The following is a 20903-nucleotide window of genomic DNA, read 5'->3' on the forward strand; positions in this document are numbered from 1 at the left end:
AGCCTACTGGCAGTGGCGGCATTGGTTCAACTAAAGTCGAACTGTGGCTACACCGGCGAACCTTCCCCATCCCGAACGCGCGGACCTCCATTTGCCCAGCGTGCTTTTTGCCCTGAGTGACCCCGACCGGCTGGAGATCGCGCGCCAGCTGCGTGCCGGCCCCCTTGATATGGCCGAGTGCGCGCTGAGTAACCCGGACATGCCCAAGTCCACCAAGTCCCATCTGATGAAGGTGCTCCGCGAGGCCGGCGTGATCCGCAACGAGGCCAATGGGCGCGGCCGCCGCCTGACCTTGCGCACGGAGGACCTGGATGCGCGGTTCCCCGGACTCCTCGCGGCAGTGCTGGACGCGCCGGGTACGGACTGACGCCGGCGCACTGTGGCGCCGGCCGCCGTCGTGCGCCCTCTTTGTACGCCGTGAGCAAAGTTGAGCGTACTTCGCTCAACTTCGGTTGACATCTGTTGAGCCCTGAGTAAAGTTGAGCCCAGAACGCTCAATCATTGGGCGCCAGCCAGTTTCCAAGGAAAGAAGGAAGCAACACATGTCACGTGCAGTAGGTATCGACCTCGGAACCACCAACTCCGTCGTCTCCGTTCTCGAAGGTGGCGAGCCCACCGTTATTGCCAACGCCGAGGGTGGCCGCACCACGCCGTCCGTCGTTGCATTCTCCAAGTCCGGCGAAGTCCTGGTCGGCGAAATCGCCAAGCGCCAGGCCGTCAACAACATCGACCGCACCATCGCCTCCGTCAAGCGCCACATGGGCACCGACTGGACCGTCGCGATCGACGACAAGAAGTACACCCCGCAGGAAATCTCTGCGCGTATCCTCATGAAGCTGAAGAACGACGCCGAGTCCTACCTGGGTGAAAAGGTCACCGACGCCGTCATCACCGTCCCGGCCTACTTCAACGACGCCGAGCGCCAGGCCACCAAGGAAGCCGGCGAGATCGCCGGCCTGAACGTCCTGCGCATCGTCAACGAGCCCACCGCCGCAGCCCTCGCCTACGGCCTGGACAAGGGCAAGGAAGACGAACTCATCCTGGTCTTCGACCTCGGCGGCGGTACCTTCGACGTCTCCCTGCTGGAAGTCGGCAAGGACGAAGACAACTTCTCCACCATCCAGGTCCGCGCCACCGCCGGTGACAACCGCCTGGGCGGCGACGACTGGGACCAGCGCGTCGTCGACTACCTGCTGAACCAGCTCAAGGTCAAGGGCATCGACCTCTCCAAGGACAAGATCGCCCTCCAGCGCCTCCGCGAGGCAGCCGAGCAGGCCAAGAAGGAACTCTCCTCCTCCTCCAGCACCAACGTCTCCCTCCAGTACCTCTCCGTCACCCCCGACGGCCCGGTCCACCTGGACGAGCAGCTGACCCGCGCCAAGTTCCAGGACCTCACCAAGGACCTGCTGGAGCGCACCAAGAAACCATTCCACGACGTCATCAAGGAAGCCGGCATCAAGCTTTCGGACATCAACCACATCGTGCTGGTCGGTGGCTCCACCCGTATGCCCGCCGTCTCCGAGCTGGTCAAGGAACTGGCCGGCGGCAAGGAACCCAACAAGGGCGTCAACCCGGATGAGGTCGTCGCCGTGGGTGCAGCCCTGCAGGCCGGTGTGCTGAAGGGTGAGCGCAAGGACGTCCTCCTGATCGACGTCACCCCGCTGTCCCTCGGCATCGAAACCAAGGGTGGCGTCATGACGCACTTGATCGAGCGCAACACCGCCATCCCCACCAAGCGGTCCGAGACCTTCACCACCGCAGACGACAACCAGCCGTCCGTGGCCATCCAGGTCTTCCAGGGCGAGCGCGAGTTCACCCGCGACAACAAACCGCTGGGCACGTTCGAACTGACCGGCATCGCGCCGGCTCCGCGCGGCGTTCCCCAGGTTGAGGTCACCTTCGACATCGACGCCAACGGCATCGTGCACGTCTCGGCGAAGGACAAGGGCACCGGCAAGGAACAGTCCATGACCATCACCGGCGGTTCCAGCCTCTCCAAGGAAGACATCGACCGCATGGTCAAGGACGCCGAGGAGCACGCAGCCGAGGACAAGGCCCGCCGCGAGGCAACCGACACCCGCAACACCGCCGAGCAGCTCGCGTACTCCGTGGACAAGCTGATCGCCGACAACGCGGACAAGCTGCCCGAAGAGGTCAAGACCGAGGTCCAGGGCGACGTCGACAGCCTCAAGAAGGCCCTCGAGGGCACCGACGACGCCGCCGTGAAGGCCGCGTTCGAGAAGCTGCAGGCCTCACAGACCAAGCTGGGCGAAGCCATCTACTCGCAGGCCGGGTCGCCGGACGGCGCCGGTGCTCCCGGCGCTGAGGGTGCCGCCGGAGCCTCAGCAGGCAGCAACGCCGATGAGGACATCGTCGACGCCGAGATCATCGACGAAGACGAAGCGAAGAAGTAGCCATGCCGCACCACGGTAACGAGGAAGAGCACAACTCATCCGCGAACCATGACGCCAAGCAGGGCAACGGCGAGCCGGTCATCCGGGACAACCGCAAGGTTGACCCGGTGACCGGGCAGGCCCGGCACCCCGAAGGCGGCCACGCCTCCGGGGCAGGGCCCCGGCAGGGAGCTGCGGATTCCGACGGCGACGCGCTGGCCCAGGCAGAGGAAATCCTCAACGGCGTGGACGTGCCGGCAGAGGAATCCGTGGCCCAGGGGGCTCCGGCATCAGCCGGCAACGCCGAGGCAGCCGAACTGCGCAACGACCTGCTCCGCCTCCAGGCCGAGTACGTCAACTACCGCAAGCGGGTCGAACGCGACCGCGCCGTGGCAGGGGAAATGGCCGTCATTGGCGTCCTGAACTCCCTGCTCCCGGTCCTGGACGACGTTGACGCCGCACGGCAGCACGGCGACCTGACCGACGGTCCCTTCGCCGCGATCGCCACCAAGTTGGAGAACGCGCTGAAGACCTACGGCCTGGTCCGGATCAACGAGACCGGCGTGGAGTTCGATCCCACGATCCACGAAGCCCTGATCCAGCAGCCCGGCGAAGACATCGAGGTTGACACCGTCAGCCAGGTCCTCCGCTCAGGCTACAAATCAGGAGACCGCGTCCTCCGCGCCGCGCAAGTGATTGTGGCCGTCCCGGCTTAGTCGGGGTACTTCCGGCGCTACGCCCTCGCTGGGACCGCGCCGAACGGATAAGGGGGCCCCGCCCCTACGCGTGGCGGCTTGGTCCTACGGACCTAAGCCGCCACGCTCCGGCAGGCCCGATGCCACTCCCGGGCCCCCTTATCCGTCCGTCGCTCAGCGGTTGTCTCACCTAAGGTGGGAGCTAGCGAAGCGCAGCTGGGTAGGGGGCCGCGGCGTGGCGGGCACCGCGAAGCGGGCACGGCCCCCTACCCAGCGGAGCGTTGCCCAGCCGGGCACGTAGGTTTGTACAAGAAAGGAAACGCCATTGGCTAGCCAGGATTGGGTGGACAAGGACTTTTACAAGATCCTTGGTGTTGCCAAGGACGCTTCCGAAGCCGATATCAAGAAGGCCTACCGGAAGCTTGCGCGGCAGCACCACCCTGATACGAATGCCGGGAACGCTGCTTCCGAGAAGAAGTTCAAGGACATCTCCGAGGCCTATTCTGTGCTTTCGGACCCCGACGAGCGCCAGCAGTATGACGCCATCCGGGCCATGGGCAGCGGGGCGCGCTTTGCCCCTGGTGGCGCCGGTGCCACCAACGGCGGGTTCGAGGACATGTTCGGTGGCCTGTTCACGGGCAACACGGGGCGGCACTCGGGCGGGTTCAACCCGTCCGCAGGCGGTATCCCGCCCGAGTTCGCGGACCTCTTCGGCGGCTTCGGTGGTTCCCCCGGCTTCCAGCGCACGCCGCAGAAGGGCGCCGACCGCACCGCGTCCACGAGCATTTCGTTCGCCGGTTCCATCCGCGGTACCACCATCGGCCTGCGCGAGCCAAGCGGCGAGGTGATCGACGTCCGGGTCCCGGCCGGCATCAAGGACGGCCAGAAGGTCCGCGTCCGCGGCAAGGGCCAGCCGGGTGCCGCCGGCAACGGGGACCTGGTGGTGTCCGTCGCGGTGCAGCCGCACCCGTTCTACACGCGCGACGGCGACAACCTGCGCATCCACGTCCCCGTCACTTTCCCCGAGGCCGCCCTGGGCGCTGACATCGAAGTTCCCACCATTGACGGCGACACGGTGAAGGTCCGCGTGCCGGCCGGCACACCGTCGGGCCGCACCCTGCGGGTGAAGGGCAAAGGCGTGAAGACGTCCAAGGCAACTGGTGACCTGCTGGTGACCATCGACGTCGCGGTTCCCAAGAATCTCAACAAGGACGCCGAAGCTGCGGTCAAGGCGTTCGCCGAGGCGACGTCGTCGGCGGACGTCCGTGAGGGCCTGGCAGCCAAGGCCCGGCTCTAGGAGCGGAGGTGAGCCGTGGACATCAGTGCTGACCAGCCGATCTTCGTGATCTCCGTGGCGGCCGAGCTTGCAGACATGCACCCGCAGACGCTGCGGCAGTACGACCGGCTTGGCATCGTCAAGCCCAGCCGTGCCCCCGGGAAGTCCCGGCGCTACTCGCAGCGCGATGTCAACATGCTGCGGGAAGTGCAGCGGCTTTCCCAGGAAGGCGTGTCGCTGGAGGGAATCAAGCGCATCCTGGAACTTGAAAACCAGGTGGCCGCCCTCCAGAGCCGGATCTCGGAACTTACCGAGGAACTGGCGCGCCGGCCGCGGGCCGTGGATTCGCGCATCTTCGCGGCCGGTGCCGCAGGCGATGTTGTGAGCCTCTCCCGCGGGCAGCGGCCCCGGCCGCGGTCGCAGGCTGTTATGCTGTGGCGGCCGCGCGCCATCGGCAAGTAAGTACAGCCGACGGGCTCCAGCGAAAACTAGAGTACCCACTACTCGTGACCCAAGAGCCCCCCGAACCTTGAATGGAACCATCGCCGGATCAGCGGCGGTGGTTCCGCAAGTTTCTGGGGGTTTTCCGTGTTTGGTGTATTCAGCAAAGGCGTCAACCGCAAGGCCCGGCCATGAGCCCGGGAATGGAGTCCGTCGCTGCGTTCAGCGGCTCAATGCCGGGCCAGATTCTCTTGGCCCTGGGGCAGACCATCGTGGTGGTCTGCGTCTGCTTCGACATGGTCCGTGAACTGTCCGTCCCGAGGTCGCACCGCCGCTATGTGGCAAGCACCGTGTTCCGGACCTTGGCCATCCCGTCCATCGTCGCCAATGCCCTGACGGTCTTCGTGGCCCTGGTGATGTCGTCCTGGGTGGACGTGGTGATGGGCATGTTCGTCCTGGTAGCCATTGTCTTCCGGTTCCACCACAACCCGGACGAAGACAACTGGTGGAAGGGCAAGGGCAAGAAGCTCGCCCGCTGGGCCCGCCGGCAGTTCGCCGGCCGGACCGCCGCCGCCCCGGCCATGGCCTAGCGCCGCAAACCTCGGGAGCCCGGCGCTGGCAATCTGCGTGCCGGGCTCCCGCGTCAACATCAGCCGTTGATGACCTGGGGGACGCCCAGGGCCTTGAGGCCTTCGACGCCGAATTCGACGCCGTAGCCAGACTTCTTGGCTCCGCCGAACGGGATACGGGGGTCCACGGCGCCGTGCCGGTTGATCCAGACGGTGCCGGCCTGGATCCGCGCCGCCACCTCGCGGGCGGCGGCCAGGTCCCGTGACCAGACCGAGGCGCCGAGGCCGACGTCGAGCCCGTTCGCCTTTTCCACTGCTTCGTCGATGGTGCTGTAGCGGATGATGGGCAGGGCGGGTCCGAACTGTTCCTCGGCTACCAGCGGGTTGTCGTTGTCGATGTCCGCCACCAGGGTGGTGGGGTAGAAGTAGCCCGGCTGGCTGGTGTCAGGGTTCCCGCCCAGCAGGACGCGTGCCCCGGAAGCCCTCGCCGCCTCCACGAGGTTGGCGACGACGTCGTACTGTGCCTTGTTCTGCAGCGGGCCCAGCACGTTGTTCTCGTCCAGGCCGTTGCCCATCGGCATGGCCTCGGCGACGGCGGTGAGCTCCTCGCAGACGGCGTCGTAGATGTCGTCGTGGACGTACAGCCGCTTGAGGGCCGCGCAGGTCTGGCCGGTGTTGATGAAGGCGCCCCAGAAGATGTCCTGGGCGATGGCCTTGGGATCTGCGTCGGGCAGGACGATGCCGGCGTCGTTGCCGCCGAGTTCCAGGGTGAGCCGCTTGACGGTGTCCGCGGAGGACTTGATGATCGCGCTGCCGGTGGCGGTGGAACCAGTGAACATCACCTTGCCGATCGCCGGGTGTTCGGCCAGCCGGGCGCCGACGTCGCGGCCGCCGGAGACCACGGCCAGGAGGCCTTCCGGAAGTTCCTCGTTGATGACCTTGACCAGGGCAAGGACGGAAAGCGGCGTGTATTCGGAGGGCTTCACCACTACGGTGTTTCCCATGCGCAGGGCGGGAGCGAGCTGCCAGACGGTGATCATCATGGGCCAGTTCCAGGGGCCGATCGCGCCGACCACGCCGATGGGCCGGTAATTCAGCTCGGCGCGGGTCTCGCCGTCGTCCACGATGGTTTCCGGCTCCAGCGGCAGGCTGGCGGTGGCGCGCAGCCAGGCCACGCAGGCGCCTACCTCGAACCGGGCGTTGGGTCCGTTCAGCGGCTTGCCCTGCTCGCGGGAGAGCAGCCGGGCGAGTTCTTCGGCGGAGCGTTCGACGGCGTCGGCTGCCTTCAGGAGCACGGCGGACCGGGCATCGTGGCCCAGGGCAGCCCAGGCCGGCTGCGCGGCGACGGCCGCCGCCACTGCGCGTTCCAGGTAGTCGACGTCATGGATCGGGGCCTCGCCCACGGCCTCGCCGGTGGCCGGGTCAAAGATGATACGGCCGGTGCCGGCAGCGGGGGCAATGGACGCCAGGAGCGCATCGTAGGTTTCCAAGGGGTACTCCACTTCGAGTAGTCAAGGTCGCCAGCCGGGCGGCGTAGCGGGTTACTCCCCAGTGTGGGTGACAGCCCGGTCTCAGCTCTTGTGTTTGGGCGCAGGACCCTTGACGTGGAGTGAACGGCGCAAAAAATCGTGCCATCTTATTGTGAACTAGTCAGATTAAGCCGTAGAATCGACCTCAGGCCGGCGAAGCCTCAAGAACCGCCGGGTAACTCCTCCCCGGATACAGGCAAACGACCCCACCAGGCACCCAGCAGCGGATACCAGGGCTCTTACTGCGCCCCCGTGGCAGAGGTGTTGGGTATTGTGCGCCGTCGTCACCCTACGCAAGCAGGAGAACATCACGACTTTCGAGGCCGAGGGCACTGAAGTACCCGCAACAGCAGCTACCGATATCTCCCGAGGGGGCAGCTACGTCACCTTGCCAGCCGGACAGGAGGTGCCGCCGCAGCCGAAGGGCAGCTATGTCTCGCTGCCTGGAGCCCTGCCGGCAAACGGCAGCAAGGTCCAGGGCACATACGTGACACTTCCGGTGGCCCCGGGCGGGGGAGATTGAGATCAGCTGCACCTGCGGCGGCTGACCCACATGGAAAAAGCACCTGCCACCCAATTCGACCAGGGGTGGAGGCAGACGCTGGTCGACGCGGTGCCGCACTGGCCGCCCGGTTTTAGGGGTCAAAGGCTGCGGGACCCCCGGTGTTGCCGGGGTCCCGCTGCCTAAAAGCTGGGCCAGTGCGGCCCGTATGTCAGCCGGCGTAGGGGTCTGCGATGCCGATGTATTGGGTGGTGGTGTATTCGGCGATGCCTTCGGTTCCGCCTTCGCGGCCGAGGCCTGATTGTTTGACGCCGCCGAAGGGTGCTGCGGCGTTGGAGATGACGCCGGCGTTGAACCCGACCATGCCGAACTCGATTTGTTCTGCTACCCGGAGGAGGCGGTTGAAATCCTTGCTGTAGAGGTAGGAGGCGAGCCCGTATTCGGTGTTGTTGGCGAGCCGGATGGCGTCTTCTTCGGTAGCGAAGGTGGTGACCGGGGCGACGGGGCCAAAGATTTCCTGGCCCAGGATCGCGGCGTTGTTGGGGACGTTGGCCAGGACGGTGGGCTGGTAGAAGTAGCCGGGCCCGTCCACGGGGGCGCCGCCGGTGACGGCCACTGCCCCGGCGTCGACGGCGGCAGCCACCAAAGCGTGCACGTCATCGCGCGCGCCTCCGTCGATGAGCGGGCCGACCTTTGTGTTTGGGTCGGTGCCGCGGCCGGTGGCCAGGGTGCCCATGGCGGCGGCGAACTTGGCGGTGAATTCGGCGGCGACGGAGTCGTGGACCAGGAAGCGGTTGGCGGCGGTGCAGGCTTCGCCCATGTTCCGCATCTTCGCGGCCATGGCTCCCTCTACGGCGGCATCGAGGTCGGCGTCCTCGAACACGATGAACGGGGCGTTTCCGCCGAGCTCCATCGAGGTCCGCAGGACGTTGTGGGCGGCGTCGGCCATGAGGCGTTTGCCCACGGGGGTGGAGCCGGTGAAGGAGACCTTCCGGAGGCGGGAGTCCTTCAGCAGTGGCCCGGAAATCCCGGAGGCGGAGGAGGAGGCGACGACGTTGAGCACCCCGGCGGGCAGGCCGGCGTCCAGCATGGTCTGGGCGAAGTACTGGGCGGTGAGCGGGGTGAGTTTGGCGGGTTTCAGGACCATGGTGCAGCCGGCGGCGACGGCCGGGGCTACCTTGCGGGTGGCCATGGCCAGCGGGAAGTTCCAGGGGGTGATCAGCAGGCAGGGCCCGACCGGTTTGTGCTGGACCAGGATCTTGTTCTTGCCCTCGGGGGTGGTGAGGTAGCGGCCGTAGTCGCGGACGGTTTCCTCGGCGAACCAGCGCAGGAACTCCGCCCCGTAGGTGACTTCGCCGCGGGCTTCGGCCAAGGGTTTGCCCATTTCCAGGGTCATTAGCAGGGCGAAGTCCTCGGCCCGTTCGGTGACCAGGTCAAAGGCCCGGCGCAGGATTTCCGCCCGCACCCTGGGCGCGGTCCGGGCCCAGGACGCCTGCACGGCATCGGCGGCGTCCAACGCCGCGATAGCGTCCGCGCTGGTGGCGGAGGCGAGGGTGGCGAGAACCTCCCCGGTGGCGGGATCGTGCACGTCGAACGTGCCGCCGTCGGACGCGTCCCGCCATTCGCCGTTGATCAGCAGGCCGGTGGGCACGGACGCCAGCAGGGACGCCTCGCGCTCCGGCGAGACGGCAGGGGGCAGCACAGTAGTAACTGTCATGGAGAAGTCCTTAAAAGCGAGGGTCAGTAGCTGGCGGGATTGCCGCCGCCGGCTTGGGGAATGTACTTCGCGGCGAGGGCTTCGGAGCCGCGGGCCAGGAGGGCGACGTCGGCGCCCACCAGGATGAAGTCCGCGCCAAACTCCAGGTAGTGCTGGGCGGTGTCGGGGTTGAAGGCGTTGACGCCGGCGGGCCTGCCGGCCGCTTTGGCGGCGGACAGGCAGTGTTCGACGGCGGCGCGTACCTCGGGGTGTTCCTGCTGTCCCAGCAGGCCGATGGACGCTGCGAGGTCGGACGGGCCCACGAAGATCGCGTCCACGCCATCGACGCTGAGGATGTCCTCCACGGCGTCGACGGCGGCGGTGGATTCGATCTGGACGGTGATGCTGATGGTCTCGCTGGCGCGGGCAAGGTAGTCCGGGATTCGATTCCAGCGGGCGGCGCGGGCCAGGGCGGAGCCTACCCCGCGGACTCCGTGGGGCGGGTAGCGGGTGGCCGCCACCGCGGCTTCGGCTTCTGTCACCGAGTTCACCATGGGGATCAGCAGGTTCTGGACACCGAGGTCCAGGTACTGCTTGATCACCACCGTGTCGTTCACCGGCGGCCGGACCAGGGTGTGGACCGGGTAGCCGTGGATGGCCTGCAGCTGCGCCAGGATGGACTCGAGCCCGTTGGGGCTGTGCTCGGCGTCCACCAACAGCCAGTCCAGGCCGGCACCGGCGCAGAGCTCGGCGATCAGCGGGCTGCCGGAGCAGACCCACATTCCCGCCAGCGGGCGGCCTGCCTTACCCTTTTGCTTTTGCCCGGCCAGGGCGTCGCGGAAGGTGTCCTCTATTCGAAGCGGCATGTCACACTCCCCAGGGGGCCGTAGTCTGCGTGCACGGTGTCGCCCTTGTACACCCACATGGGGCGGGTGAACGAGCCTGCCAGGATGATGTCCCCGGCCTTCAGGGCGTCACCGTGGGCGGCGATCTTATTGGCCAGCCAGTGGACTCCGTTGGCCGGGTGGTCCAGGACGCCGGCGGCCACGCCGGTCTCCTCCACGGTCTGGTTCTTGTACAGGATGGCGGAGACCCAGCGCAGGTCGACCGCATCCGGATTCACCGGGTTCCCGCCGATCACCATGGCGCCCATTGCTGCGTTGTCCGAGATGGTGTCCACGATGGTCCGGCCCTCCATCTCGATCCTGGAGTCCAGGATCTCGAGGGCCGGCACCACGTAGTCGGTGGCCCTCAGCACGTCGAAGATGGTCACGCCTGGGCCCTTCAGTCCGTCCTTGAGGACGAACGCAAGCTCCACCTCGACCCTCGGGTGGGTGTACTGGTCCCATTCGACCGAGCAGCCGGTCTCCAGCACCATGTCATCGAAGATGGCGCCGTAGTCCGGTTCGGTGATGCCGGTGGCGGCCTGCATGGCCTTGGACGTGAGGCCGATTTTGCGGCCCACCAGGGTGCGGCCTGCTTCCTCGTTGCGGCGCCGCCACAACTGCTGCACGGCGTAGGAATCCTCCACCGTCATGTCCGGGTAGCGGGCGGTCAGGCGGGGAACAGGGGTGCGGGTCCGGCCGGCTTCCACCAGCTCGTCCGCGATCGCCTCAATCGTCTTCGGCTCCAGCATGGCTACAGCTGCGCTCCCAGCTTGAAGCCGGTCCGGTCGCCTTCGGGGGCGCCGTCCTTGCGGGTGTAGGAGAATCCGTCGGCGCCCACGGTCACCGCCATCTCGGACTTTTCTTCCCGGATGATGACGGGCTGGGGGTTGCCGTCGAGGTCCAGGACCAGGGAGGCCTCGGTGTACCAGGACGGGACCACGGGGTTGCCCCACCAGTCGCGGCGCTGGTTGTCGTGAACGTCCCAGGTGATGGTGGGGTTGTCGGGGTCGCCGGTGTAGTAGTCCTGGGTGTAGATCTCGATGCGGTGGCCGTCAGGGTCCAGGATGTAGAGGTAGAACGCGTTGGAGACGCCGTGCCGGCCGGGGCCGCGTTCGATCCGGTCGCTGATGCGCAGCGCGCCCATCTTGTCGCAGATCTGGATGATGTTGTGCTTCTCATGGGTGGCGAACGCGACGTGGTGCATGCGCGGGCCGTTGCCGCCGGTCAGGGCGGTGTCGTGGACGGTCTGCTTGCGGTGCATCCAGGCCGCGTAGGTGACGCCGTCGGCATCCTTGATGTCCTCGGAGACCCGGAAGCCCAGGTCCTCGAGGTAGGCGCGGCCGCGGGGGACGTCCGGGGTGACCTGGTTGAAGTGGTCCAGGCGGACCAGTTCCCCGGCGGAGTAGAGGTCGTAGCGCTGGGTGAGGCGTTCCACGTGCTCCACGTCGTAGAAGAATTCGTAGGGGAAGCCCAGCGGGTCCTCAACGCGGACGGAATCGCCGATGCCCTTCGTGAAGCCTTCCTTGCGGCGCTCCACCCGGCAGCCCAGCTCGCGGTAGTAGGCCTCGGCGGCGTCCACCTCGGCGGGGGACTTCACCCGGTAGGCGAAGGCTGCGACGGCGGCGATGGGGCCTTTGCGGAGCACCAGGTTGTGGTGGATGAACTCCTCCAGGGAGCGCAGGTAGATGGCGTTCTCGTCTTCCTCGGTGACGTGCAGGCCCAGGACGTCGACGTAGAACTCGCGGGACCGGGCGAGGTCGGTGACCACGATTTCCATGTAGGCGCAGCGGACGATGTCCGGAGCCGGGACGGTGGGGGTGGGAACAAAGTTGGTCATGATGGTCTCTCTTCTTTGAAAGGGGTACGGGCTAGGCGCCGAATTTAGGGGTGTGGACGGTGCCGAGGGTGATGTGCACGGCCTGCTGGTCGGTGTAGAAGTCGATGGATCGGTAGCCGCCCTCGTGGCCCAGGCCGGAGGCCTTGACGCCGCCGAACGGGGTGCGCAGGTCGCGGACGTTGTGGCTGTTCAGCCACACCATGCCGGCCTCGACGTTCTGCGAGAAGTTGTGGGCCCGGGTCAGGTTCTGGGTCCAGATGTAGGCGGCCAGGCCGTACTTGGTGTTGTTGGCCAGGGCGAGGGCCTCGTCGTCGTTCTCGAACGGGGTGATGGCAACTACGGGTCCGAAGATTTCCTCCTGGAAGATCCGGGCGTCAGGGGCGACGTCGGCAAAGACCGTGGGTGCGATGTAGTTGCCTTCGGGCAGGTGGTCGGGGCGGCCGCCGCCGGCCAGCAACCGGCCTTCGGACTTGCCGATCTCCACGTAGGACGCCACCTTCTCGTAGTGTTCCGGGTGGACCAGGGCGCCCACTTGGGTCTTGGGATCGTGTGGATCGCCCACCACGATGTTCTTGGCCCGGGCGGCGTACTTCTCGCAGAATTCGTCGTAGATGGCGCGTTCCACCAGGATGCGGGACCCGGCGGTGCAGCGTTCGCCGTTGAGGGAGAACACGCCGAACAGGGCGGAATCGATGGCAGCGTCCAGGTCGGCGTCGGCAAAGACGACGCACGGGGACTTGCCGCCGAGTTCCATGGAGAGGCCCTTGAGGTTGGCGGCGGCGTTGCGGAAGATGGTCTGGCCGGTGGTGGTCTCGCCGGTGAAGGAGATCAGTGGGACGTCCGGGTGCTTGACCAGGGCGTCGCCCGCTTCTTCACCGAGGCCGTTGACCAGGTTGAAGACACCATCGGGCAGCCCCGCGTCCTTGAAGATGGTGGCCCACAGGGATGCGGAGAGCGGGGTGAACTCGGCGGGCTTGAGGACCACGGTGTTGCCGGTGGCCAGCGCCGGGGCCAGCTTCCAGGACTCCAGCATGAACGGGGTGTTCCACGGGGTGATGAGGCCTGCGACGCCGATCGGCTTGCGGTTCACGTAGTTGATCTGCGAACCGGGGACCTTCATGGCGTCATCGAACTGGGCCACGATCAGGTCCGCGAAGAACCGGAAGTTCTCGGCCGCGCGCAGGGCCTGGCCCTTGGCCTGGGTGATGGGCAGGCCGGTATCGAAGGTTTCCAGTTCGGCCAGGCGTGCTTCCTGGGCTTCAACGGCGTCGGCGATCTTGTTCAGGATCCGGGCACGCTCACGCGGCTTCATCTTCGGCCACGGGCCGTTGGTGAAGGCTTCGCGGGCGGCGGCCACGGCGAGGTCGATGTCCTCCTTCTGGCCGGCCGCCGCGGTGGCGTAGTTCCGGTTGGACACCGGGTCCAGGACGTCGAAGGTCTTGCCGCCCACGGAGTCAACGAACTCGCCGTTGATGAAGTGCTGGATGTGGGTGGGGAGGTCCTCGGGGACGTAGTGCGTGCTGGTTTCTACTGAGGTCGTCATCGTTGAAGTCCTATCTGCGGGTCAGAGGTTATTGGCCTGGGCGAGGTAGGCGTCCAGGGTGGCGGAGCGGTGAAGCCTGGCGGCTTTTTCGATCTGTTCTGCGTCGGCTCCCGTTTCGATGAGCTTCAGCAGGTTTTCGTGTTCCTCAACCGACTCGCGGGCGCGGCCGGGGACGAAGCGGAAGGTGGAGGACCGGAGCGAGGCGAGCCGGTTCCAGCCGCGGTGCACCAGGTCCAGGATGTGCGGGTTGGGGCAGTGTTCGAACAGGACGCTGTGGAAGTCCTGGTTGAGCCGGGTGAACCGGACGGGGTCGAAGTGGTCCAGGCATTCGCGCATTTCCTGGTTCACGGCGCGGGCTCGGGCAATGGCCGCCGCATCGATCAGCGGGGCGGACATGGCGGTGGCGGCGCCTTCGACGATGCTCAGGGTCTGCATGGTGTAGAGGTATTCGGTGGGGTCGATCCCGGCCACGGTGGCACCGACGTTGCGTTCGAACGACACCAGGCCTTCGGCCTCGAGCCGGCGGATGGCTTCCCGCACCGGGACCACGCTGAAGCCGAGGTCCTTCGCAATGGAACCCAGGACCAGGCGGTAGCCGGGGGTGTAGGTGCCTTCCACGATCCGGGCCTTGACGGCCTGGTAGGCCTGCTCGGATTTGCTGCCGGGAGTGGCAGCGGCGAGGTCGGTCGCCGTGTCAGTCATCGGCTTGCCCTCCCCATTCCTTGTACTTTGCCTGCCATTCCTTGTTCATCGGGTAGAGGCCGTCCACGCTGTTGCCCTGCTGGACCATCTCGAAGATGAACGTTTCTTCCCTTTCCTGGGCGATGCAGTCCTCGACGAGTTCTTCGGCGATGGCCGGCGGGATCACCAGGATGCCGTCGGAATCGGCCACGATGATGTCGCCGGGCTGGACGGTGGCGCCCCCGCAGGCGATGGTGATGTCCGTGTCCCACGGGATGTGGCGGCGGCCCAGCACGGCAGGGTGCGGGTTGGCGAACCAGGTGGGCATGTCCAGTCCGGCCACCGCGGTGTAGTCGCGGACACCGCCGTCGGTAATGATGGCAGCCGCACCGCGCACCTGGGCGCGCAGGGCCAGGATGTCGCCCACCGTGCCGGTGCCCTTCTCGCCGCGGGCCTCCATGACCAGGATCTCACCCTCGTTCACGGAATCGATGGCCCGTTTCTGGGCGTTGAATCCGCCGCCATGGGTCTTGAACAGGTCCTCGCGGTTGGGTACGTAGCGGAGCGTCCGGGCGAGGCCCACCACACGGCGGTCCGGGCGGGTGCCTTGGAGCCCGTCGATGCTGACGTTGTTGAGGCCGCGCTTGCGCATCTGGGAGGACAGGGTGGCGGTGGCAACCGACTCGAGCTTGGCCTTCAGCTCCGGCGGCAGGGCAGGCCCGACGGCGGCCTCCGCCTCTGGTGTCAGGCCGGCGGCCTCGCGGGAACCGTAGGCTTCCTCCCGCTGCAGGTCATCGACCTTGGGCTGGGCACCAAAGTCCGCGAACGCCGTCGTACCTTCCTCCACGGTGGTGACCAGCCGGCCGGTGGTGAGCGCGCCGTCGATCGTCTCCACCTCAACCTCCAGGACGTCGCCGGGCTTCGCCACGGAGGCGCCGGCCGGGGTGCCGGTGAGGATGATGTCCCCTTCCTCGAGGGTGAGCAGCTGGGACAGGTCCGCCACCAGGCGGGCGAATGGGAAGAGCAGGTCCCCGGTGGTGTCGTCCTGGACCAGGTCACCGTTGTGCCAGGTCCGGATCCGCAGTTTTGAGGGGTCGACGGCGTCTGCCGGAAGCAGTGCCGGGCCCACGGGGGTGAACCCGTCCCCGCCCTTGGAACGGAGGTTGGAGCCCTTGTCCGCCCAGCGAAGGTCGTACACGCCGAGGTCGTTGCTGGCCGTGACGGCGGCAACGTGGCTCCAGGCGTCCTCGATCCGCACGCGCCGGGCGGCCTTGCCGATCACCAGGGCGATCTCGCCCTCGTAGCCGAGCAGTTCGCAGCCGGCCGGACGCTCCACGGGGCTTCCACTGAGGGCCAGCGAGCTGGAAGGCTTGAGGAAGTAGGACGGCTGGGCCGGCGTGCGGCCGCGCTGCGCGGCCCGGCTGGGGTAGTTGATGTGCACTGCGATCACCTTGCGGGCTGCTGCCAGGGTGTCGCCGTTGACCTGCTCCAAAGCCTTCTCCTCATCAGGTACGAAATCGTATACGATCACTATCGCGCATGCTGCCGTATCCGTCAACCCCCGCAATATCGCTTATTTACGGGCTTCCGCGACGGTACTTGTCGGCTCGATCACATCGGGCGTACAGTGGAAACCAAGTCGTTCAGTTTCTAATATCGAATCTCCTGTTCTCATATAGAACACCCTGCGGAGATTATCATCCACAACGAAGTGAGGACATCCCGTGCAGTTCCACCACCACGGATACGTATCCGGTGACCCCCGCGTCCAGCCGGCGGCCGGCGTCGGCCTGAACCGCCCCGAGGAGCTCCCCGACGAAGTGGACGTGCTCATCGTGGGCACGGGTCCGGCGGGCATGCTCGCCGCCGCCCAGCTGTCCATGTTCCCCAACGTGACCACGCGCATCATCGAACGCCGCCCCGGCAGGCTCGCCATCGGCCAGGCGGACGGAATCCAGGCCCGCAGCGTGGAAACCTTCCAGGCTTTCGGCTTCGCGGAGCGCATCATTGCCGAGGCGTACCGGATCACCGAGATGGCGTTCTGGAAGCCGGACCCCGAAAACCACGCCAACATCATCCGGACCGCCCGCGCCGTGGACGACGAAATGGGCATCAGCGAGTTCCCGCACCTGATCGTGAACCAGGCCCGCGTGCTGGACTACTTCGCCGAGTACATGGCCAACGCACCCACCCGGATGAAGCCCGACTACGGCTACGGCTTCCAGGGACTGGAGGTCACAGGCGAAGGTGACTACCCGGTCACCGTGCGGCTTGTCCACGCCTCCGGCCCCAACGAGGGCCAGGAGCGCGTTGTCCGCGCTAAATACGTGGTGGGTGCCGACGGCGCCCGCAGCAAGGTGCGCCAGGCCATCGGCTGTACGCTCGCGGGCGACCAGGCCAACCACGCCTGGGGCGTCATGGACACCCTCGCCGTCACCGATTTCCCGGATATCCGCACCAAGTGTGCCATCCAGGGCGCCGAAGGCAGCATCCTGCTCATCCCGCGCGAAGGCGGCCACCTCTTCCGGATGTACGTGGATCTGGGGGAAGTGGACCCGAACAGCCAGCACTCCGTCCGGAACACCACCATCGAGGAGATCATTGCCAAGGCGAACGCCATCCTGCACCCCTATACGCTGGATGTGCGGAACGTGGCGTGGCACAGCGTGTACGAGGTGGGCCACCGACTCACGGACAGGTTCGACGACGTCCTGCCGGCGGACCGCGGCACGCGGACCCCGCGGGTGTTCATCACCGGCGACGCCTGCCATACCCACAGCGCCAAGGCCGGCCAGGGCATGAACGTCTCCATGCAGGACGGATTCAACATCGCCTGGAAGCTGGGACACGTCCTGGAGGGGCGCAGCCCGGAGAGCCTGCTGTCCACCTACTCGGAGGAGCGCCAGGTGGTAGCCAAGAACCTGATCGACTTCGACAAGGAATGGTCCACGATGATGGCCAAGAAGCCGGAGGAGTTCGAGCACCCTTCCGATCTTGAGGACTTCTACGTGCAGACGGCGGAGTTCCCGGCCGGGTTCATGACCCAGTACGCGCCGTCCCTGATCATTGGTTCTGCGGATCACCAGGAGCTGGCCGCCGGGTTCCCGGTGGGCAAGCGCTTCAAGTCGGCGCCCGCAGTCCGCGTGGGGGACACCAACCCCATCCACCTTGGCCACCACGCCACAGCTGACGGACGGTGGCGGATCTACGTCTTCGCCGATCCCGCGCTGCCCGGCACCGGCTCCGCCACGGACACACTGGCGGACTGGTTCGCGACGTCACCGGACTCACCGCTGGCTGCCACCCCGGCCGGCGCCGACCCGGATGCGTGGTTCGACCTGAAGGTCATCTACCAGCAGCCGCACACCGCCGTCGACATCAATGCGGTGCCTGCCGTGTTCAAGCCGCAGGTGGGCCCGTTCAAGTTGACCGACTACGAAAAGGTGTACGCCACCGATCCCAAGGCGGACATCTTCGAGCTCCGCGGCATCGACCGTGCGGGCGCCGTGGTGGTGGTCCGGCCGGACCAGTACGTGGCGAACGTCCTGCCGCTCACCGCAACGGCGGAACTCGGTGGGTTCTTCGGCCCCCTGCTGAAGCGCCCGGCACCCGTGAAGGAACCGCGTCAGGCGGTGGCTGCGGCAGCCCGGTAGTCCGCGGCCGGGTACACGCCGAGGATCCGCACCTCGGTGGTGAAGAAGTCCAGTTCCTCGAGGGCCAGCTTCAGCGGCAGGTCCTCGGGGTGGCCTTCGACGTCGGCCATGAACATGGTGGCCGCGAATTCGTTGCCCACCATGTAGCTCTCCAGGCGGGTCATATTCACGCCGTTGGTGGCAAAGCCGCCCAGTGCCTTGTACAGCGCGGAAGGGACGTTGCGGACGCGGAACACGAAGCTGGTGACTGCCGGCCCGGGGAGTTCGTCCTTGGCCGGCAGTGCCGTTTCCCGGGCCAGGACCACGAAGCGGGTGGTGTTGGAGGGGTCGTCCTCCACGCGCGAGGCCAGGACTTCGAGGCCATAGATCTGAGCCGCCAGCGGGGGAGCCAGGGAGAGCTTGCGGGGATCGTTCCACTCGGCCACTTCGCGGGCGGACCCTGCAGTGTCGCCGGCGATGACGGGCTTGAGGCCGTGGTCGCGGATCAGCTTCCGGCACTGGCCCAGGGCGTGGATGTGGCTGTGCACCTCGGTGGCGCCCTCGATGGTGCTGCCCGGGATGCCCAGCAGGTCGAAGTGGATGGGCAGGAAGTATTCGCCCACGATCTGCAGGCTGGACTGCGGCAGCAGGATGTGGATGTCCGCCACCCGTCCGGCGATGGAGTTCTCGATGGGGATCATGGCCAGGTCGGCTTCGCCGGTGGTCACCAGCTCGAACGCGTCCTCAAAGCTGGCGCACGGGACGCTTTCGAAGTCCGGGAACATCTGCTGACACGCGATATTGGAGTTGGCACCGGGCTCACCCTGGTACGCAATCTTGGAGGCCATGATCCGTATGGTTTCACGCGCGCGGGCCCGTTGGGAAAACGGGTCCGCGATGCTACGCCGGGGTGACGCGCAGCCAGAGGTATTGCCGGGGGAGGAGCGTGACGCCGTCGTGCAGGTTCAGGGCCGCCTCGGAGAGGAGGTCGACGGCGGCAGGAAAGTATCCGCCGAAGGTTTCCCCGGGCAGCGCCTGGGCGGAATCGCTGAAGTTGGCCAGCGCCAGGACGACGCTGCCGCCCTCCCCGTCGCCGGGCCGCTGGTACGCCAGCACGGAGCGGTTGTTCGTGGCGAAATCCACCAGCGTGGTTCCGGCCAGTTCCGGGGTGCCGGCGCGGACCTCGATCATCCGCTTGATGCCTGCGTACACTGCCCCCTCGGGTGTGGCGGGGTCGTCCCGCCGGGCGTACTGTTGCGCCGGGTAGTGCGGGCGGTGCACCCAGCGGCTGTCATCGCCGTGGCCCGGTTCGGCGGCGTAGCCGTAGTCGTTGAGCTGCCCCACCTCATCGCCCAGGTACAGCAGCGGGACGCCGCCGGTGCTGAACGGCACCGAGTGGGCCAGGAGGATCCGTTCCACCGCCTCGGCCGGGTCAACCTCCATGCCGCACAGTGAAGCCGTCGTCCCTGAAATCCGGCAGTCCCCGGTCTTGGGGTTGTCCTGGAACGGGACCCCGCGGGCGAAGCTGCCGGGGAACCGGTTGACGTAAAAGGAATTCAGGAAGCGGCGGTGGTCGAACCCGTTGATGCCCAGCTCGGCCGCGTCCTCGTCGGCGAAGGTCCAGCCGATGTCGTCGTGGCTGCGGACATAGTTCACCCAGGCGGTGCCGTCCGGGATGTTGTGCCTGCGTTCCAGGGCCTGGGCCAGGAGCGAGACGTCGCGGGTGGCCAGGGACTCCCAGATCAGCGCCATCTGCAGCGGGTTGTAGGAAAGCTGGCACTCTTTGGGGTCGATGTACAGCGCCACCTCATCCGGGTGCACGATCGCCTCGGACTTGAACAGCAGCGACGGCGCCGCCAGCCGGCACACGGCGTTGAAGGCCCGCAGCAGCGTGTGAGCCTGGGGCAGGTTCTCGCACGGGGTGCCCAGCTGCTTCCAGATGAACGCCACGGCGTCCATGCGCAGGATGTCCACGCCCTGGTTGGCCAGGAACAGCATCTCGCCCGCCATGGCCCGGAACACCTCGGGATTGGAGTAGTTCAGGTCCCACTGATAGGTGTGGAAGGTGGCCCAAACCCAGCGGCCGTCCTCCATTTGGATGAAGGATCCGGAGTGGTTCTCGGGGAAAATCTCGCGGACGTTCGCCTCGAACGCGTCCGGCATGGTCCGGTCCGGGAAGATCCAGTAGTAGTCGCTGTACTCGGGATCCCCCGCGGCCGCTTTGCGCGCCCACTCGTGCTCGTCGGAGGTGTGGTTGAAGATGAAGTCCACCACCAGGCTGATCCCGTTGGCCTTGAGCTCGGCGGCGAGGCCGCGCAGTTGCTCCATGGTGCCCAGTACCGGGTTGACCTGGCGGTAACTGGAGACCGCGTAACCGCCGTCCGAGTGCGGCTCTGGTGCCAGGAACAGGGGCATGAGGTGCAGGTAGGTGAGGCCCAGCTCCTTGAAGTACGGGATGCGGGCCCGCACCCCTTCGAGGCTCTCGGCATAGCGGTCCACGTAGCACACCCCGCCGAGCATCCGGTTGGACTGGAACCAGTCCGGCGTCTGTTCGCGGCTGGCATCCAGGGCCTTCAGTTCCGGGGAGCGCTCCTGCCAGAACCGTGCGCATTGGAGTACTAGGTCAGTGAGTTGATTCAACCAGTCCTGGCGTGCACCGTACAAGGAATGGAACAGGCTCCGGAGGGTGGGAAAGTGCTCGTCGAGGCGCCGGTCAAAGTCCGCGTCCCGGCGCAGGCCGTGTTCGTGTTCCCGTGACAACGCTGACAGCACGTGCCGGCGCGCTTCTTCGTTCTCGTTGACGTACTCCTGCATGTGACCGGCCCCTTCCGCAATTCCGCCGGACCTCCCGGCCGCGCACCTGTACGGAAGTATTCCACGTCACATTCGGCCGAACGCGTTCCGGGTTGCTGCGTGACTCCCACGTGGCGGTTCCCAGCGGGGGGTTCCGCGCCTCGCTCTACGCAACATCTGCCAGGTTGGATCCTAAGACTTTCTGGGCGGCGAGTAAGGAATACGAAAATAGAGCCCTATCTTGACGTGTTTGGCTGGCATCCCTGACGTCAGGCTGGGGTGTGCCCTGACCGGGCAATCAACCGCACTGAGCCTTCTTCTTCCCAGGCGTCACTACATGCCTCACCCGGCCCGTGCCTGTCGTCAAGGGACGTTTTTTTGATCAGCGTGGTTGCTTCATCAGTCTCAGTGGAGTGGTGCCCGCCGAGG

The 20903-nt window shown here is 66.6% G+C and carries 17 protein-coding genes; 7 read left to right on the top strand and 10 right to left on the bottom strand.

Annotated features, from left to right (window positions below; translation table 11 throughout):
• The first annotated feature begins 43 nt into the window (after positions 1-43).
• From QF050_RS05490 to QF050_RS05515, 6 genes are all read left to right on the top strand, one after another.
• Entirely contained in the window at positions 44-367 is a 324-nt protein-coding gene (locus QF050_RS05490; protein WP_308929515.1) for a transcriptional regulator, read from the top strand.
• A gap of 175 nt (positions 368-542) precedes the next feature.
• Entirely contained in the window at positions 543-2414 is a 1872-nt protein-coding gene (gene dnaK, locus QF050_RS05495) for a molecular chaperone DnaK (protein WP_308929516.1), read from the top strand.
• Positions 2415-2416: 2 nt separating this feature from the next.
• Positions 2417-3109, top strand: coding sequence for a nucleotide exchange factor GrpE (locus QF050_RS05500; RefSeq protein WP_308929517.1), 693 nt, complete (start codon positions 2417-2419; stop codon positions 3107-3109).
• A gap of 304 nt (positions 3110-3413) precedes the next feature.
• Positions 3414-4385, top strand: coding sequence for a DnaJ C-terminal domain-containing protein (locus QF050_RS05505; protein ID WP_308929518.1), 972 nt, complete (start codon positions 3414-3416; stop codon positions 4383-4385).
• Positions 4386-4400: 15 nt separating this feature from the next.
• A complete protein-coding gene (locus QF050_RS05510) occupies positions 4401-4826 on the top strand; it encodes a heat shock protein transcriptional repressor HspR (protein WP_308929519.1) in 426 nt (141 codons plus the stop codon).
• Positions 4827-5008: 182 nt separating this feature from the next.
• On the top strand, positions 5009-5395 hold the full coding sequence (locus QF050_RS05515; RefSeq protein ID WP_308932108.1) for a hypothetical protein: 387 nt from the start codon (positions 5009-5011) through the stop codon (positions 5393-5395).
• Positions 5396-5454: 59 nt separating this feature from the next.
• Here QF050_RS05515 and QF050_RS05520 read toward each other — a convergent pair whose 3' ends face one another.
• From QF050_RS05520 to QF050_RS05555, 8 genes are all read right to left on the bottom strand, one after another.
• Positions 5455-6864 (bottom strand): aldehyde dehydrogenase family protein, encoded by a 1410-nt coding sequence (locus QF050_RS05520; protein WP_308932109.1) that lies wholly within the window; start codon positions 6862-6864, stop codon positions 5455-5457.
• Between the two features lie 752 nt (positions 6865-7616).
• Positions 7617-9122, bottom strand: a complete 1506-nt coding sequence (locus QF050_RS05525; RefSeq protein WP_308929520.1) for an NAD-dependent succinate-semialdehyde dehydrogenase — start codon at positions 9120-9122, stop codon at positions 7617-7619.
• Positions 9123-9145: 23 nt separating this feature from the next.
• Positions 9146-9967: an HpcH/HpaI aldolase/citrate lyase family protein gene (locus QF050_RS05530; RefSeq protein ID WP_308929521.1), complete on the bottom strand. Its 822-nt coding sequence runs from the start codon at positions 9965-9967 to the stop codon at positions 9146-9148.
• Positions 9952-10737, bottom strand: coding sequence for a 2-oxo-hept-4-ene-1,7-dioate hydratase (hpaH, locus tag QF050_RS05535; RefSeq protein WP_308929522.1), 786 nt, complete (start codon positions 10735-10737; stop codon positions 9952-9954). The genes QF050_RS05530 and hpaH overlap by 16 nt, the downstream gene beginning before the upstream one ends.
• A 2-nt stretch (positions 10738-10739) precedes the next feature.
• On the bottom strand, positions 10740-11825 hold the full coding sequence (gene hpaD / locus QF050_RS05540; RefSeq protein ID WP_308929523.1) for a 3,4-dihydroxyphenylacetate 2,3-dioxygenase: 1086 nt from the start codon (positions 11823-11825) through the stop codon (positions 10740-10742).
• Positions 11826-11856: 31 nt separating this feature from the next.
• Positions 11857-13368 (bottom strand): 5-carboxymethyl-2-hydroxymuconate semialdehyde dehydrogenase, encoded by a 1512-nt coding sequence (gene hpaE, locus QF050_RS05545; protein WP_308929524.1) that lies wholly within the window; start codon positions 13366-13368, stop codon positions 11857-11859.
• A 21-nt stretch (positions 13369-13389) separates the two neighbouring features.
• A complete protein-coding gene (locus QF050_RS05550; protein WP_308929525.1) occupies positions 13390-14070 on the bottom strand; it encodes a GntR family transcriptional regulator in 681 nt (226 codons plus the stop codon).
• Positions 14063-15541, bottom strand: coding sequence for a fumarylacetoacetate hydrolase family protein (locus tag QF050_RS05555; protein WP_308932110.1), 1479 nt, complete (start codon positions 15539-15541; stop codon positions 14063-14065). The genes QF050_RS05550 and QF050_RS05555 overlap by 8 nt, the downstream gene beginning before the upstream one ends.
• Before the next feature lie 232 nt (positions 15542-15773).
• Between QF050_RS05555 and QF050_RS05560 the strand changes: the two genes are divergently transcribed.
• On the top strand, positions 15774-17702 hold the full coding sequence (locus QF050_RS05560) for an FAD-binding monooxygenase (RefSeq protein ID WP_308929526.1): 1929 nt from the start codon (positions 15774-15776) through the stop codon (positions 17700-17702).
• Here the strand turns inward: QF050_RS05560 and QF050_RS05565 are convergent.
• Together QF050_RS05565 and QF050_RS05570 are read right to left on the bottom strand one after the other, a co-directional pair.
• The gene (locus QF050_RS05565; protein WP_308929527.1) at positions 17675-18529 is read right to left on the bottom strand and encodes a prephenate dehydratase; all 855 of its coding nucleotides are present in this window, start codon (positions 18527-18529) and stop codon (positions 17675-17677) included. The two genes, QF050_RS05560 and QF050_RS05565, sit on opposite strands and share 28 nt — an antisense overlap.
• 52 nt (positions 18530-18581) lie before the next feature.
• Positions 18582-20495 (bottom strand): alpha-amylase family glycosyl hydrolase, encoded by a 1914-nt coding sequence (locus QF050_RS05570; protein WP_308929528.1) that lies wholly within the window; start codon positions 20493-20495, stop codon positions 18582-18584.
• Between the last annotated feature and the right edge of the window lie 408 nt (positions 20496-20903).

Origin of the sequence: Arthrobacter sp. SLBN-112, from assembly GCF_030944625.1 — a bacterium.
Lineage (GTDB): Bacteria > Actinomycetota > Actinomycetes > Actinomycetales > Micrococcaceae > Arthrobacter.